Raw genomic sequence first — 15,355 nt, forward strand, 5'->3', positions numbered from 1 at the left:
TATGACGCCTTGCTGGGATTAATCATCGCCTATCACAAGCCGACGACCGCCGGGAGGCATCCGATGTGAGGAATCTCCACGTCGCGGTAAAAGGGGCTGGAGGGCTCGTGCCCGCGCCCGACGAAGACTCGTACGCCGATGCCGAGATCGCTTGCTGGCTGCTGATCGTAGCGGAAGCTCGACGAGACGTGCATGATGTCTTTCGGATCGCAGCCAAGCTGGTCGAACATATATTCGAACGCTTGTGACCTCGGCTTGTAGGCTTGCGCCTGCTCGGCCGTGTATACTGCGTGAAAGCGGGCGCCCAGCAGACGCACATTGTCGTGAATCTGCTCGTTCATGGCGTTCGACAGGATCACCAGCGGGATTTTGTCAGCGATCCTCCCCAGTCCATCCGGCACGTCCGGATGCGGGCCCCAGGTCGGAATCGATTGGTAGACGCGTAGCGCCTCTTCTGGGCGGAACTCGACGCGCCAGCGTTTGCACGTCCGCTCGATCGAATTGTGGACCACCTCGTGGTACGGCTTCCACGCGCCGAGCACTTCATCAAGACGATAGCCGGCGAAGTCCTTGACGAACGCCTCCATCCGGTCTGCCGGCACGCGGTCAGGAAAGATTTCGCGGGCCATCTCGGCCATCCGGAAGTTGGTCAGCGTTCCGTAGCAGTCGAAGCTGATGTATTTGGGCCGGTAGATGGTCATGGTGTCTCTCTCCAATTACTGCGAAGACGGAACTCGCGAGTTCACGTTCAACCACACTTCGAGCGAGGTGATTACTCCATCTCAGACGCGAAATTTCCTACCGATGAAGTTGCCAGGCCTGCACACAAAAGCTCTTTTTGCAACTTCGGCCAGCACAGACTGCCACAGCGCCTCGCTCTTCCCACGCGTGCGCACCACTTTCCCGGGCACACAAAATTCCATTATCTCGGAACCAGTCGAAAAACTGGCCGTGGTCTCTACGGTCCGCGGAATGAAAGGCGATGGGGTCCTGCGTTTGGTAGCTTGGCTGGATTTAGCCCGCCGATGTCCATTCGGACCATTGCCTTATAGGTAGCATTTCATCGGAAAAACCCGAGAATGGCTTTGGTCTCAAGATATTCTTCCATGCCCTCGAGGCCATATTCCCGGCCGTTGCCGGAACGCTTGTATCCGCCAAAAGGTGCGTTCGGGTCCCAGTCGGGATAGTTGAGATGGACCTGACCGGACCGGATCTGCCCGGCGACCGCCCGCACCGTCTCGATATCCGTGCCTTGAACGTGGGCACCGAGGCCGTAGACAGTGTCGTTGGCGATCTCGACCGCCTCGTCGATCGTATCGTAGGGAATGATCGACAGCACGGGGCCGAAGATTTCCTCGTGCGCAATCCTCATGTCGCGACGGACGTTCGAGAAGATCGTCGGCCGCGCATAGAGGCCGACCTGAAGGTCGCCGGGCCGCCCCGGCCCGCCGATGACAAGCTTGGCACCTTCCTCCAGACCGACGCCGATCATGGCCTGGATACGCTCGAACTGCGGCTGGTTGGCGATCGGACCATGGGTCGTGCTTTCCGCAAGCGGATCGCCGACCACCAGTTCGGAAGCGGCCGCCGCAGCCAGAACTTCGACCTTCGCCATCTGCGAGCGGGAGACAAGCATGCGCGTCGGTGCGCTGCAGGATTGGCCGAGATTGCGGAACGCGGCGCCGACGCCAAGCGGAACCGCCCGGCTCAGATCGGCATCCGGCAAAATGATGTTCGGTGACTTGCCGCCGAGTTCCTGGGCGACGCGCTTGACGGTGACTGCCGCCGCTTGCGCAACGAGAACTCCAGCACGGGTCGAGCCCGTGATCGAGATCATGTCCACCTGGGGATGCGACGCCAGACCGGTCCCCACGACCGGACCGGTCCCGTTGACGAGGTTGAATACACCAGGCGGACACCCGGCATCATCTACCACCTCGGCGAACAGCAAGGCGCTCAGGGGCGACAATTCGCTCGGCTTCAACACCACCGTGCAACCTGCCGCGAGCGCCGGACCGACCTTGGCTGTGATCTGGTAGAGAGGCCAGTTCCAAGGGGTGATCAGGCCGCAGACGCCGATCGCCTCGCGCATGATCGCGGTGCTGCCGCGCGGGCTGATGAACGAATAGGTTGCGAGATTGTCACGCGCGACGCGGATATGTTCGGCGGCGAGCGGCACCTGGGCGCTGCGCGCGTACGTGATGGCGGCCCCCATCTCGCTCGTGATTGCCTGCGCGAACAGCTCGAGCCGCTCGAGGAGCAAACCATGGATCCGGTCGAGCAGCGCCGCCCTCCCAGCAGCCGGCGTGCGGGACCAGCCGGCGAAGGCTTGTCTGGCGGCGGCGACCGCGTACTCGACATCCTCGTCATTGCCGAGCGCGACTTCGGCGATCGGCTGCTCGGCCGCCGGGTTAACGATGTCCGCCGTCGCCGATCCATTCGGCTTCCGCCATTCTCCGTCGATGTAGAATTTGCCGAGGAAGCCGGCTTCCATCAGGTGTCGAACGGCCGAGGTCATTGGAAACGATCCTTGATCCGGTAATAGGCGCCGACCAGCGGGAGGAACCAGGGAGGACCGAGATGACCTGGAATGGCGGGCCAGGTGAAGTCCTTCCAGGGATTGAGCTCGGTGCGTCCGTCCATGACTTCCGCCATGATCGTCCCCATCAGAGTCGACATCTGGGTGCCATGGCCGCTGTAGCCCATGGAATAGTAGATGCCGTTGCGTTCGCCTGCGCGTGGCAGCCGGTCGCGCGTCATGTCGACCATCCCGCCCCAGCAATAGTCGATGCGCATGGCGCGAAGCTCGGGAAAGACGTCGTGCAGCGCAGCCTGCAGGATCGCGCCGCTCTTCTCGTCCGAGCTCGGGTTGGAGATGGCGAAACGGGCGCGGCCGCCGAAGAGCAGCCGGTTGTCAGGCGTGGTTCGGAAGTAGTTGACCAGGTTCTTCGTATCGACCGCCATTCGGCGCCGCGGCAGCAGCCGATCGAGCGTCGCGATCGGCAAGGGCTCGGTGACGATCAGGAAGGCGCCCACCGGCACGATCCGGCGTCGAATCCAACCCAGCGGCCCCGTATGCGAGGTGCCGCTCGCCAACAGAACCTGCGAGGCCCGAAGCCGGCCCTTCGGTGTCTCGATCTCGTGGCCTCCGCCGGCGGCGGGTCGCAGGCCCATCATCGGCGCATGCTCGTGGATCTCGACGCCGCGCCGCGCCGCCGCTTCCGCAAGACCGCGGACGAAGCGTCCGACATGCATGCCGGCGCTCTTGCGGTAGATCAATCCGCCGTAATAGCGCTCCGATCCCACTTCGCCGGCCAGATCGGCACGGCTCACCATCGTCGTGTCGGGATCGACATTGGCGGCGAGCAATTCCTGGCTGCGCGCCAGCTTGTCATAGTGCTCAGGTTTGGCCGCGAGCTTGATCTTGCCGACGCGCGCGAAGCTGCAGTCGATCTTCTCTTCCGCCACCAGGCGCTCGACCGTATCGACCCCGGCGTCGAAGGCCCGATAGAGCCGATCGGCGACTTCCTTACCAAGCCTGGCCGAGAGCGTGCCGTAGTCCTGGGCGAACCCGTTGTTGCACATGCCGCCGTTGCGGCCGGACGCCGCGTGCCCGATCGTCTCGGCTTCGAGGAGCACGACGCGCGCGCCCTTCTTGGCGAGAGCCAGAGCGGCCGAAGAACCGGTCAAGCCACCGCCGATCACCGCAACGTCGCAGGTGCCTTGCACCGGTCCTGCGGTGGCGCTCCTGAATGGCTCCGATGTGTCCAACCAATAGGATGTGAGCTTCATATCGACCTCGGATTCTCGCTATCTGAATGCTGGGCATCCGCAAATCGTGACGGCGCAACTCTGTTTGAGAACCTACCAGCCGCGCATTCGCGGCCACTGAGCTTCGATTGCGTCGCTTCCCGCGGAGACAACATTGTACAGCTCGTGCTGTGACGCCGTCGCGCAGGCGTGATTGGGCAGGATCCTGACCTTCATGCCAATCGGCAGATCCGGCAGGGTTGCAGCCGATCCGGATCTGATGGCGAGGATGCCGTGCTCCTGGCTCGCCTGCCAAACAATCAGATCCGGATAGAGTTTGCCGGACAGATCGCAGACGAGACCGTAACCCTGGTCGATCCGCTGCGCCGCGGTGCCGCGATCACGTGACAGCGCCATCCAGCCCGCATCGACCAAAATCCAGCCCTTCTCCGGCTTCGTTCCGATGACGGTGGTGAGAACCGAGATCGCGATGTCGTCAGTGGTGCAGACACCGACACCGTGCATCACCAGATCGAAGAACATGTACACACCGGCTCGCATCTCCGTGACGCCGGTCAGGTCTTCGGCGAAATGGGCGGTCGGCGTCGAACCGACGCTCACGACCGGACATTCATGCCCCGCCGCCCGCAACGTCTCCGCGGCGGCCACAGCCACCGCCCTTTCGTTCTCTGCAGCCGCAACAAGGGCATCGGACGTGTAGAGGCTGTAGGATTCGCCGGCATGGGTGAGAATGCCGGCGAGCTTGACGCCGGCCTCGGCCATGGCGGCTGCGACGGCGATGAGGCTGGGATCGGTGGCGGTCAGCCCGCCGCGATGACCATCGCAGTCGATCTCAATGAAGGCGGATGGCGTCACAGCAGCGGCGCGGCCAGCATCGCCCAGAATCTTCGCCTGTTCGGACGAATCGAGCAGCACCTTGAGGTCGACGCCGGCTTTCCGGAGACGCATCGCCCTCGCAGCGGTGTGCGGTGCTACGCCCACGGCATAAGTCATGTCCCGAAAACCGTGCCGCGCGAAGTACTCCGCCTCCGCCAACGTGGAGACGGTGATCGGCCCCAATCCGGACGGGCAGGCGCGCCGGGCGACCTCGATGGATTTCGCCGTCTTCATATGGGGGCGCAGCACGACGCCCCGCGCGTCCATGCGAGAGGACAGACGGCCGAGATTGCGATCCAGCCGGTCCTTGTCGAGCAGGAGGGCCGGCGTTGCCAGCGCGCCGACCGTCGCGGCCGTCTCGCTCGGTCCGGCGTTCGGGATATCCGTTCCGTGCATCTCCAAGCGCAGCATCCCGATGTTTCCTAGCCGAATGACTGGTTGGCGAGCGCGAACGTGCGCGCCGGCCCAGTCGATGGCATCTGCGTCCCAAGGACCATGGTGGTGGCGTCGCTGACTTGCTGCAGCCCGATGCCTTCGAGCCACTCCCCGAGTTGCGAGGTGGTAGAGGTATCGACCCGGACGAAAACACTCCCGAGGGGCGCGAGCGCGGCCTCGATCAATGCGCGCGCATCGGTCGGGCTTTCGGCGACCACAGGACCGATGACATGCCCACGGCCGAAGAGACGGGAAATGGCGTAGCCGCGGGGTATGCCGTCACGCAAGAGGACATAGCCATCGCCGACCTCGATCAGCCGGTTCAGCATCTCGCGCCTGGTCCAGCCGGTGGCCTCGTGATCGAGACCCACGACCGCCTCGAAGTCCGATCGAACCATCGTTCTGACGTCTCCGAGCGGCGGCGTGTCACGGCGCTGGCCAGGAATGCCGTGATGCTGGTGCAGCATGCCGATGCTGGCGAAGCCGCGGCGCTGGTAAAGCGCCATGCCTTCGGCCGTCGAATTCAGCGTGATGATCCGTGGTCGTGCCGCCGCGAGCAGCGCGTCCATCAGCCGGGCCCCGTAACCCAATCCCTGAACGGCTTTCGAGACGATGATCATTCCGGCGGAAGCATGGGTGTCGCCGTAAGGCCACCAAAGCGCGGTCCCCACCACAGCACCTGCACTCGTCACCACGAAACCGCGGCCAAGCTGCAGCGCAAATTCCCAATCCTTGAGCAGGTACGGCCAAGACATCTCCTGCGAGAGCTTCAGGGCACCTTCAAGATGCGATCTCGCGAAAGGGACCAGGGCCACGTCTTCATTCTCGCGATCTCCGGCCTGGGTAGCTGCGGTTGCCATGATGGGTCGACGTCTCTTGCTTGGGTTGCCGGACTTACCGCCAGTGCCTGACGCGGCGAGATCCATTTGACGATGCTCACACGAGCTGCAGCGTATCTTGGGTCCGACAGCATTACGCAATCAGACTGAAGCAAAGTACGGCACAGGATTTCATTGATGATGCATCAGAACAGACGATGTGCCGTCAGCGGCGGTCGCGCCACAGCGCGAAGCGATCCTGCATCCGATATCCCCAGATGATGGCGGGCATGAACCACGGATCGCCCCGATAGAGCGGGATGGAGGCCGGCGGACGGAAGTCAAAGGCGGTGCGCGCCGCCTCGTCGTTACCCATCAGCTTGTGGGCCGCATGCATACCGATCCACGGCGCCCAGACTACGCCTGAGCCGCAGAAGCCGGTGGCATAGGCCACACCGTCCTTTTCGAAGATGCGCGGGAGCATGTCGCGATTCATCGCCACATTGCCGAACCAGCTGTGCGAAAGGCGAACATTCTCCAGTTCCGGAAAAAGGTTCACCAGCCCTTTGCGCAGAAGGAGCTTCGGAGCCACCGGGTTCCCCACACGAGAACTGTCGCGCCCCCCTAACAGGATACGTTTGCCGTCCGGCGAAGGTCGGTAATAGAAGCCGACCTGGCGGTTCTCCGTCATCATCATTCGTTTTGGCATCAGCCGCGCCATGACGTCAGGTGCAAGCTCTTCGGTTGCAATGATCCGGCTGCGAACCGGGACCAGCCTGCGGCGCAGGAAGGGTACCGCGCCGTCGGTGTAGCCATTCGTGCAAACCAGCACCTGACGCGCCTGCACCGATCCGGCCGAGGTCACGACGCGGAATCCGGAGCCATCCCTCTCGATTGAGATGACCGGCGTGCGTGCATGGACCACCACTCCCGAAGCGAGCGCCACTCGAAGGAGTTCGGCGTGAAACTTCGCCGGGTGTAGCCCACCGATATCCATCCGGACCGTGCCACCACGGTAGAAGTCGGTGCCGATGTAGTTGCGCTGCTCGGCATACGGAACCGCGTGAGACTCGATCCGCAATTTCTTCGAGAGCGCATCAGCGCTGCGCGCCATCGCTTCGTATTGTTCATATCCGAACGCACATTTGAACTGTCCAACCAGTTGAAAGTCGCATTCGAGCCGTTCCGTTCTGATGAAATCGTACAGGAATTCGCGTGCGACCTTGCCTTCCGCCTCGATCGCCAGCGCCTTGTCTTCGCCGAAGCGCCGGGAGATCGTCGCGTAATCAGGTCGTATGCTTGCGCTGGTTATTCCACCGTTGCGCGTCGAAGCCCCCTCGCCCGGGTCCATTGCATCAAAGGCCGCAACCGAGCGGCCCTCGCGCGCCAGCACCAACCCGGCCGAAAGGCCGGCATAGCCCGCGCCCACGATCAGCACGTCGAGTTTCTTGGGCAATGGCTGCTGAGGCAGCGGTTTTAGCGGTGAGGCTTCCCACCAGTAGGGCGTATCCTTCTCGGCGACTCTCGGCTCGTGCATGTGGCTGACTTCTCGTGTGTTAACGTGTGGCCTGCGATTACTGACAAGATCCGTTATGATCAGCCAAGGCGTTGCTTGCGACGTCTACGCGCGTCACGAAACACTGCTGCATGGCCTTCAACGCTGTCCGCTTTCCTGCCACTCGCATCGTATTGAACTCAGATGTGGTCGTTTCGAACGTCGAGCGCATCGCGCAGCCCGTCGCCGATGAAGTTGAAGCTTGTCACCGCGATTGTGATCGCAGCGCCAGGAATGATGGCCAGCCAGGGCGCGCTGGCCAGGTACTTCTGGGCACCGTTGAGCATGTTGCCCCAGCTGGGCAGCGGCGGCTGGATCCCAAAACCGAGGAAGCTGATATACGCTTCCAGAAGTATCGCGCGGGCGACCGTCAAACTGGCGGCTACGATGATCGGGCCCATGGCGTTGGGCAAGATCTCCCGGAACATGATATGCGTGCCGCTTAGCCCAAGCATCCGACCGGCCTGGACAAACTCACGCTCGCGTAACGAGCGAACCTCGGCCTCGACGATGCGGGCAACTTCCATCCATTTGGTGACTGCGATGATAACCGTGATCATGACGGGGCTGGGCCGCAATGCTGCAGCCAGCGCCAGTACGAGAAAGATCGACGGAAACGACAAGAAGCCATCAACCGTACGCATGAGGACTGCGCTGATCCAGCCGCCGCGATACCCCGCGATCACGCCGACGAGTGTTCCGATCACTATCGATAATAGCATCGCCGAAAATCCCACCAGCAGCGAGATCCGCCCTGCCATCAACAGTCGAGCAGCCAAGTCACGCCCCAGCGGATCGGTGCCAAGATAATGATGTCCGGTCATCGGAGGAGCGAAGCGGGCGCGCAAGTCAATGTGGAGCGAGTCGTATGGCAGCAGATAGGGGCCTAAGACGCATGCCAGCGTCAGCAGCGTGATCATTGTCAGACCTAGCAGCGCCAGGCGATGGCTAATGAAGCGGTGTACCGCGCGGCTGTGCCACCATCGGCTTGGAGCTGTGCTTACGGCGAGAGCGGTCATATCGGTTGGCTCCTCTGTCGGGGCTTTTGCGGGTTCAAGCCAGACGAATGCGCGGGTCGACGATCGCGACGACGATGTCGGCGATCAGGTTTCCGAGAATGACCAGGATGGCGGAGAATATCAGCAACCCCATCACGACCGGGTAGTCGCTGTAACCGAGGCTGTCGAGAAACAACCGTCCCATTCCTGGCCAGGTAAAGACCGTCTCGGTCACCAATGCACCCGTTAGAATGCTGGGCAGCTGCACTCCTGCAAGCGTGATCATTGGCAGGAGTGCGTTGCCGACAACATGTTTCAAGAGGATTCGGCGCTCGCTCAGGCCCTTGGCGCGGGCAGTTTTGACGAAGTCCTGACTAATGGCGTCCAGCGTCGCCGTCCGCATGTAGCGGCTCCAAACCGCGACATGGACAAGTGACAGCACCACGCTTGGCAGGATCAGATGGTGCAGGTAATCCAGAACGGAGCCGTCGCCGATCGTGTACATGTTCCCGGCGGGCACCCAACCCAGCTGCAGGGAGAAGACGTAGATCCCGACAAGCCCGAACCAGAAGGTCGGGATCGATAGCGCGACCATGGCGCCGATCGTTGCCAGATAGTCAAACAGCGAATAGCGGTGGGTGGCGCCACGGATACCGATCCAGGTGCCGATCGCGATCGCGATCACCGTCGAGGTACCCATCAGCAGCAGCGTGGCAAAGATATGCCGTCCGATCACGGCCAGCACGGATGTGCCGTCGCGGAAGGAGCGGCCCCAGTCGCCTTGCACAAGGCGCCATACCCAGTCGAAATACTGGATCCATAGCGGCCTGTTCAACCCCAACTGTTCCGCCAGCCGCTCCATATCCTGCTGGGTCATGCTTGGATCCCGCGCGTATTGCGACAGGGGGCCGCCTGGAATAAGGCTCAGAATGACGAAGCCGATGATCGAGACGATCACCAGCAGCACGAGGCTCTGTGAGAGGCGATTCAGCAGAAATCCGCGCATTCGGCCCACCTCCTGAGAATGAGAAATTTAGCAGTACGTTGCCGCTCCGACTGGCTTTCGCGAGACGGAGCGGCGGACGCGAATATCAGCTCGCCCAAGACCAGGCGCCGGCATTCCAGGATTCGGTGCGCGTGTTGCCATTAGACACCGCACCTTGAATCCCTTTCTTGTGCCCCTGCACGGCAATGTTCTGGTAAAGCGGTAGCAAGGGTAGATCTTGCCGGACCAGTTCCTGTACGCGGAAGTAGATTGCGCGCCGTGCTTCCGGATCGAAGGTGCGGCTGCCTTTCTCCAATAGAGAGTCGACCTCCGGATTGACGTATTGCGCATTGTTTGAGCCGCGGCCGCCTTTATTACCGATCGCATTCGAATGCAGGCGGTTGGTGACGTCCGGGTCTGCGCCGATCAAATAAGTGCTGCCTACTATGACCGAATCGAAACGCGATCGTTGCCAGAATTCGCCCCAAATCACCGCGGCGGGAAGGTTGGAGATGGTCATTTCGACGCCGATCTCTGCAAACGCCTGCTGCAGATACTGCTGCACCTGCTCGCGAAGGGGGTCGCCTGACGTGGTCGAGTTGGTAAAAGACAGACGCACCCCGTCCTTTACCCGGATCCTGTCCTTTCCTGGCACCCAGCCGGCCGCGTCGAGGATCTGCTGCGCACGCTTGACGCTGAACTCCTGCACCGGCAGGCCCGGGTTATAATAGAAAGACTGCCGCGGCATGAAGGTCTCAGTCGGAGTCGGCACGCCGTAATAGAGCCCGTCGATAATTGCCTTCTTGTCGATCGCTGCATAAAGCGCCTGACGGACCTGCAGCTCCTTGAACTGCGGGCGCTCGAGATTCAGGTAAAAAGACTCGAATGAGGATTTGGGCTCCAGCGTCACCACCCGGCTCGGCAGCTTGCGAGCTTCCTCGTAATGATCGGGGCTGATGTATGTCTGGCCCACGAGGTCTATGTCACCGCTCTTGAATTGGGTGTAGAGGACGGTGAGATCGGGGATGTATTTGAAGATCAGGCGCTCGATATAAGGACCATCACCGAAATAATTCGAGTTGGCGACAAGCTCGACGCGGTCGCCGGGAACGCGCGTGCCCCACTTGAATGCACCAGTACCGATTGGCGCTTGGTTGAAAGCGGCATTGTTTGGATCAGCCTCCTTCTCCAGGATGTGCTTCGGCACAACGAAGGTTTCGGTCAGGAACGACAAATACGGTGCGAAGGCCTGCTCCATCCGCCATGTGATCTCGACAGGCGAGACCACGGCGATGTCGCGCACCAACGAGTGCCCCGTTGTACGCCAACTGCGGAAGTTCGGCTTCGTGATGAGTTCGAGGGTGAATTTCACGTCCTCAGCCGTGAAAGGCTTGCCGTCGTGCCAACTGACATCGTCGCGCAAGCGGATCCGCCATTTCAGACCGTCCTCGGAAATGCCGCCGTTCTTTTGGGTCGGCACTTCGACGGCAAGGTTCGGCTGAATTACGCCTTTGGGATCGATGCGAAAGAGCACATCGAAAACCGAGAAATGGACGCCGTCATCGACCTCGATATGTGCCATCAGCGGATTAAAGACCGTGGGTTCCTGCGAGAGCCCGACGACAATCCGGCCCTTGGGAGTTCGTGGAGCCTTTTGGCCGAAGGCGGGCCTGGTCAACAGATTGGGTGCGAAGACGCCGGCAGCCCCGCCTAAGGCGATCATTCGCAATGTGTCGCGCCGCGAGTAGTTGGATGCAGATTTGGAACGCTTGGTCATTGATTCCTCCTTATGGCGGTATCCGCAGTTACTCTCATCGGTTTGCCGAAGTCTGGCGATCGTGCGCCCGCTGCTCTCCAGGAATCGCCGCGACCAGTTCGCGCGTGTAGGAGGATTTCGGGTTCAGGAATATCTGCGAGGGTGGTCCGCGTTCCACGATCCGCCCGTACTGCATCACGGCGATTTCGTCGCAGATCTGGCTGGCCACGCGCAGATCGTGGGTAATGAATATCATTGAGACGCCGGTCTCCCGCTGGATTTGATCCAGCAACTTCAAGATCTGGGCCTGGATCGACACATCGAGCGCTGAAACTGCTTCATCGGCAATCAGCAGCGTCGGTTTGAACATCAGCGCCCGAGCAATGCCGATGCGTTGGCGTTGCCCACCGGAGAACTCGTGCGGATAGCGGCCAAAGGCGCCAGCGTCGAGACCCACATGCGATAGTAGTCCCCGGGCCTCCTCGCGTGCTTGCGCAGAAGGCATTCCATGCGCGATCGGACCTACCGTAAGGATATGACCGATCGTCGAGCGCGGGTTGAGGGAGGCGAAAGGATCTTGAAAGATCATTTGGATCCGCGGCCGCAGTGGGCGGAATTCGGTCTCAGAAAGCCCGGCAACGTCTCGGCCCTCGAACAGAATGCGACCGTCGTCACTGTCCATCAATTTGATCAGAAGCCGCCCTAGCGACGACTTGCCGGAGCCGCTTTCGCCCACGACGCCAAGTGTCCGCCCAGGTGCCAGGTCGAACGATACGTCGTTTACCGCCGGCACGGTCCGCGTCGCGCCGAACCATTTGCTGCCGCTGCGATAGGTTTTCATCAAACCGTCAACCTGCAGGATCGGCGCTTTCCCGGCAGCTTCCAGAGGAATCCGGTCCTTGCCTGTCAGATGTGGGACGGCCGCAATGAGCCGCCGCGTGTAAGGGTGGCCGGGCGATTGCAGAACCTGAACGGCGCTGCCCTGCTCGACGACATGGCCTTTCTCCATCACCACGACGCTGTCGGCGATCTCGGCCACCACCCCAAAATCATGCGTGATGAACATCACGCTCATTCCCTTGCGGCGCTGAATGTCGCGGATCAGCTTCAGGATCTGCGCCTGGGTGGTTACGTCGAGTGCGGTTGTCGGTTCGTCCGCGATCAAGATCGCGGGCTCGAGCGCCAGGGCTATCGCGATCATCACGCGTTGTCGCTGCCCACCCGAAAGCCGGAACGGGTACTGATGATACATCAGTTGCACATCGGGCAGACCCACTTCGGTCAGCAACTCGATTGCGCGGTTGCGGCGGGATTTCGCTGTGCCGATGCCATGCGCCGCTATGGCCTCCTCGATCTGCGCACCCACAGTCATCAGCGGATTGAGCGCCGAAAGCGGATCCTGAAAGATCATTGACACGACCCGTCCGCGCAGGCCGCGCAGCTTTTCGGCAGGCAGACCTGCGATGTTCATTCCGTCCAGGTGGATTGCGCCAGAGGAAACCCGGATCACCTTGGGCAGAAGTCCCATGATCGCGTTGGCCGTGACCGACTTTCCCGATCCGGATTCTCCAATGATGCACAGGATCTGACCGCGCTTTAGATCGAAGGAGACATTCTCGACGGCAAAGGCCCGCTCCATCCCCTCCGGCAGGCTTACGCAAAGGTCGCGCACCGAGAGCGCCACGTCTTGGGAGTCTGCAGCCTGGATGCTGGAGGCCATCAGAGTATCCTCCCCTTTCAACGGCATCGGGACATACTGCTGCGAATTGAGACTTCGGACGCTTTTGGCTGCGCGATCGGACAGGTCGAGAACTCGCCGTTCATACTGACATTCCCTGGTCGGAAGCTGCGACATAATTCTGACCTCTTTGCTCGACGAGCAAGAGCTGTGCCGCTCAAGACGCAGCGTTGCCCGCGTTCGCCAAACCTATCAGTGAGCGAAACTGATAGTCGGGCTTGGTGAACTGCCCAGCCACGGCCGAGATGACGGCAGGTCTATCCTCAGTCACGCTCTCGAAATCGATCACCGTACCTGCGACATCGAAGCTTTTGTAGCGGAACGCCATGAGAGGCGTGACGGCTTCCGCTAAGGTCAGTTCCTCGGCAAGGCCCATGTCGATGGCTCCCACTATGATCCTCGACTCATTGATCGAGATTCTTGCTTGATGCTCACGAGTCTGGCCGCTTCGGTCCTCCCAGAGTCGCCGAAACGCGGCACGCGGGCGGCAGGAACTTCTGAAAAGGAAGTCCGATTTGGCATTTCGCTCTGCGCTGCGACGCCTCCATCATCAGCCGGGGGACGCGCGCCCGATACGCCCGCGGCTGACGAGAACCCCCGCACGCTTGTCCATAAGGTTCGTCAACTTGGCACGTACCGCCCCCGCGGCAAAAGGACCCGGTGGGCTCGAAGACAGCCTTCAGCGGTCCTGCAAAGAACGCATTACCACCACGAACTGCATGCTAGTTTCATTGCTGCACGCCTTCATTCTCCGACTGACGCCGATCTGATTGCGGAGAGCACATGCCCAGTCTCTGCCTCTGAGATACGGCGCGAGCGATCTGTTCTCGCAACAAAAGCTTGTAATGAAGGTAGCAAACCGCAGGATATTCCGTCTGACCACCAAACTCGGCAAGGCGCATCCGCTGAAGCTCGGTACGATACCTCAAACGCCGGAGTCCTCGCTCGATGAGCGCGCCACTGATGCATATCGAATCCAGTCGGTCTCTGCCTCAAGAGGCTGACGTCGTCGTCATTGGCGGCGGCGTGGTGGGCGTGTTCACGGCCTACTATCTTGCCCGCCGCAGCGTTCAGGTCGCCTTGCTCGAAAAGGGGCGTGTCGCCGCCGAGCAGTCCAGTCGCAACTGGGGATGGTGTCGTCAACAGAATCGCGATGCGCGCGAGCTACCGATCGCCACCAAGAGTCTCGATCTCTGGGAGAGAGTAGCAAAGGAGACCGGGGAAGACACGGGTTTCCGTCGCTGCGGGCTTCTCTATCTGTCGAACGACGAGAAAGAGCTGACCGGCTGGGCGAACTGGCGCGATTTTGCAAGGACGGTCGGCGTTACGACGCACATGTTGAGCACGGAAGAAGCGAGCGAGAGAGGCAAAGCGACGGGCCGCAAATGGAAAGGCGGCGTCTTCTCGCCAACCGACGGAACGGCGGACCCTTCGAAGGCGGTGCCCGTGGCCGCGCGTGCGATCATGACGGCTGGCGGCACGGTCCACCAGCATTGCGCCGCTCGCGGCGTAGAGCTCAGTGCCGGCCGGGTGAGCGGCGTGGTGACCGAACTGGGCACAATCCGGACGAAGACGGTGGTCATGGCAGGAGGGGCGTGGGCTTCTTCTTTCTGCAACCAGCTCGGCATTCGCTTCCCGCAGGCTTCCGTTCGCCAATCCATTCTCGCGACGGCTCCAGGCGCAGACGGTCTGCCCGATGCTTTGCACACTGCGCTCGTGTCACTTACGCGGCGCAGCAGCGGCGGATACACGCTCGCGATTAGCGGGCGCGCGCGAGTCGATCCAACGCCGCAGCAATTCAGGTTCGGCCGCGAATTCGTGCCGATGTTCACTCGCCGCTGGCGCAGTCTCGCCCCTGGCGCATTCGAGGGCATGCGCCAGGGTCACGAATCCCTGGCGAAATGGGCGCTCGGTGAGGTGACCCCGATGGAGCTGAACCGGACACTTAATCCCCGCCCCGACATGCGGCAGATTCGGGCGACACATCAAAGAGCTTGCGAATTGCTGCCCGAGCTTCGGCGCGTCGCAATCTCCAATGTCTGGGCCGGCTATATCGACAGCACACCGGATGGCGTTCCCGCAATCGGTGAAGTGGAGGCGATCCCTGGCTTTATCCTCGCGGCCGGATTCAGCGGTCATGGTTTCGGGATTGGCCCTGGCGCGGGACATATGATTGCCGACATCATCACCGGCAGCGAGCCGATCGTCGATCCGCGTCCCTACAGGCCGGAGCGTCTGAAAATGGGAGCTTGGGGCAAGGTCGCCGACTTCTGAAAAGCCTGCTCCGCGAATATTCGATTGACGGACGCCGGGGGGTGGCATCACCTTAGAGAGCCACCCGGCGTGTCTTCATGGGCGAACACACGGTGGCCCGCCGAGGTGGCACGGGAGTTGATGCTATGAAAGCGCGCATGTTGCCGACA

12 protein-coding genes are annotated in these 15,355 nt (G+C 61.5%); 1 reads left to right on the forward strand and 11 read right to left on the reverse strand.

Going from position 1 to position 15,355, the window contains the following annotated elements:
• Positions 1 to 32: 32 nt before the first annotated feature.
• The 11 genes from JQ567_RS07170 to JQ567_RS07220 form a co-directional block, all read right to left on the reverse strand.
• A complete protein-coding gene (locus JQ567_RS07170; RefSeq protein ID WP_212438165.1) occupies positions 33 to 701 on the reverse strand; it encodes a haloacid dehalogenase type II in 669 nt (222 codons plus the stop codon).
• A gap of 359 nt (positions 702 to 1,060) precedes the next feature.
• Positions 1,061 to 2,518, reverse strand: a complete 1,458-nt coding sequence (locus JQ567_RS07175; RefSeq protein WP_212438166.1) for an aldehyde dehydrogenase family protein — start codon at positions 2,516 to 2,518, stop codon at positions 1,061 to 1,063.
• The gene (locus JQ567_RS07180) at positions 2,515 to 3,792 is read right to left on the reverse strand and encodes an FAD-binding oxidoreductase (RefSeq protein ID WP_212438167.1); all 1,278 of its coding nucleotides are present in this window, start codon (positions 3,790 to 3,792) and stop codon (positions 2,515 to 2,517) included. Before JQ567_RS07180 ends, JQ567_RS07175 begins: the two co-directional genes overlap by 4 nt.
• 72 nt (positions 3,793 to 3,864) lie before the next feature.
• Positions 3,865 to 5,058, reverse strand: coding sequence for an alanine racemase (locus JQ567_RS07185; RefSeq protein WP_212438168.1), 1,194 nt, complete (start codon positions 5,056 to 5,058; stop codon positions 3,865 to 3,867).
• Between the two features lie 11 nt (positions 5,059 to 5,069).
• Complete coding sequence (locus tag JQ567_RS07190; RefSeq protein WP_212438169.1) at positions 5,070 to 5,942, reverse strand: GNAT family N-acetyltransferase; 873 nt, start codon at positions 5,940 to 5,942, stop codon at positions 5,070 to 5,072.
• Between the two features lie 184 nt (positions 5,943 to 6,126).
• On the reverse strand, positions 6,127 to 7,437 hold the full coding sequence (locus tag JQ567_RS07195; protein ID WP_212438170.1) for an FAD-binding oxidoreductase: 1,311 nt from the start codon (positions 7,435 to 7,437) through the stop codon (positions 6,127 to 6,129).
• 158 nt (positions 7,438 to 7,595) lie between these two features.
• Complete coding sequence (locus JQ567_RS07200; RefSeq protein ID WP_212438171.1) at positions 7,596 to 8,474, reverse strand: ABC transporter permease; 879 nt, start codon at positions 8,472 to 8,474, stop codon at positions 7,596 to 7,598.
• A gap of 34 nt (positions 8,475 to 8,508) precedes the next feature.
• Positions 8,509 to 9,459, reverse strand: coding sequence for an ABC transporter permease (locus tag JQ567_RS07205; protein ID WP_212438172.1), 951 nt, complete (start codon positions 9,457 to 9,459; stop codon positions 8,509 to 8,511).
• Between the two features lie 85 nt (positions 9,460 to 9,544).
• Complete coding sequence (locus JQ567_RS07210; protein WP_212438173.1) at positions 9,545 to 11,215, reverse strand: peptide ABC transporter substrate-binding protein; 1,671 nt, start codon at positions 11,213 to 11,215, stop codon at positions 9,545 to 9,547.
• A 34-nt stretch (positions 11,216 to 11,249) separates the two neighbouring features.
• Positions 11,250 to 12,914, reverse strand: coding sequence for an ABC transporter ATP-binding protein (locus JQ567_RS07215; protein WP_212438313.1), 1,665 nt, complete (start codon positions 12,912 to 12,914; stop codon positions 11,250 to 11,252).
• A gap of 175 nt (positions 12,915 to 13,089) precedes the next feature.
• Positions 13,090 to 13,308 (reverse strand): hypothetical protein, encoded by a 219-nt coding sequence (locus JQ567_RS07220; protein ID WP_212438174.1) that lies wholly within the window; start codon positions 13,306 to 13,308, stop codon positions 13,090 to 13,092.
• Between the two features lie 572 nt (positions 13,309 to 13,880).
• Here JQ567_RS07220 and JQ567_RS07225 point away from each other — a divergent pair.
• Positions 13,881 to 15,206 (forward strand): FAD-binding oxidoreductase, encoded by a 1,326-nt coding sequence (locus tag JQ567_RS07225; RefSeq protein ID WP_212438175.1) that lies wholly within the window; start codon positions 13,881 to 13,883, stop codon positions 15,204 to 15,206.
• Positions 15,207 to 15,355: the final 149 nt, after the last annotated feature.

The organism is Bradyrhizobium sp. AUGA SZCCT0431 (assembly GCF_018131065.1).
Taxonomy (GTDB): Bacteria; Pseudomonadota; Alphaproteobacteria; order Rhizobiales; family Xanthobacteraceae; genus Bradyrhizobium.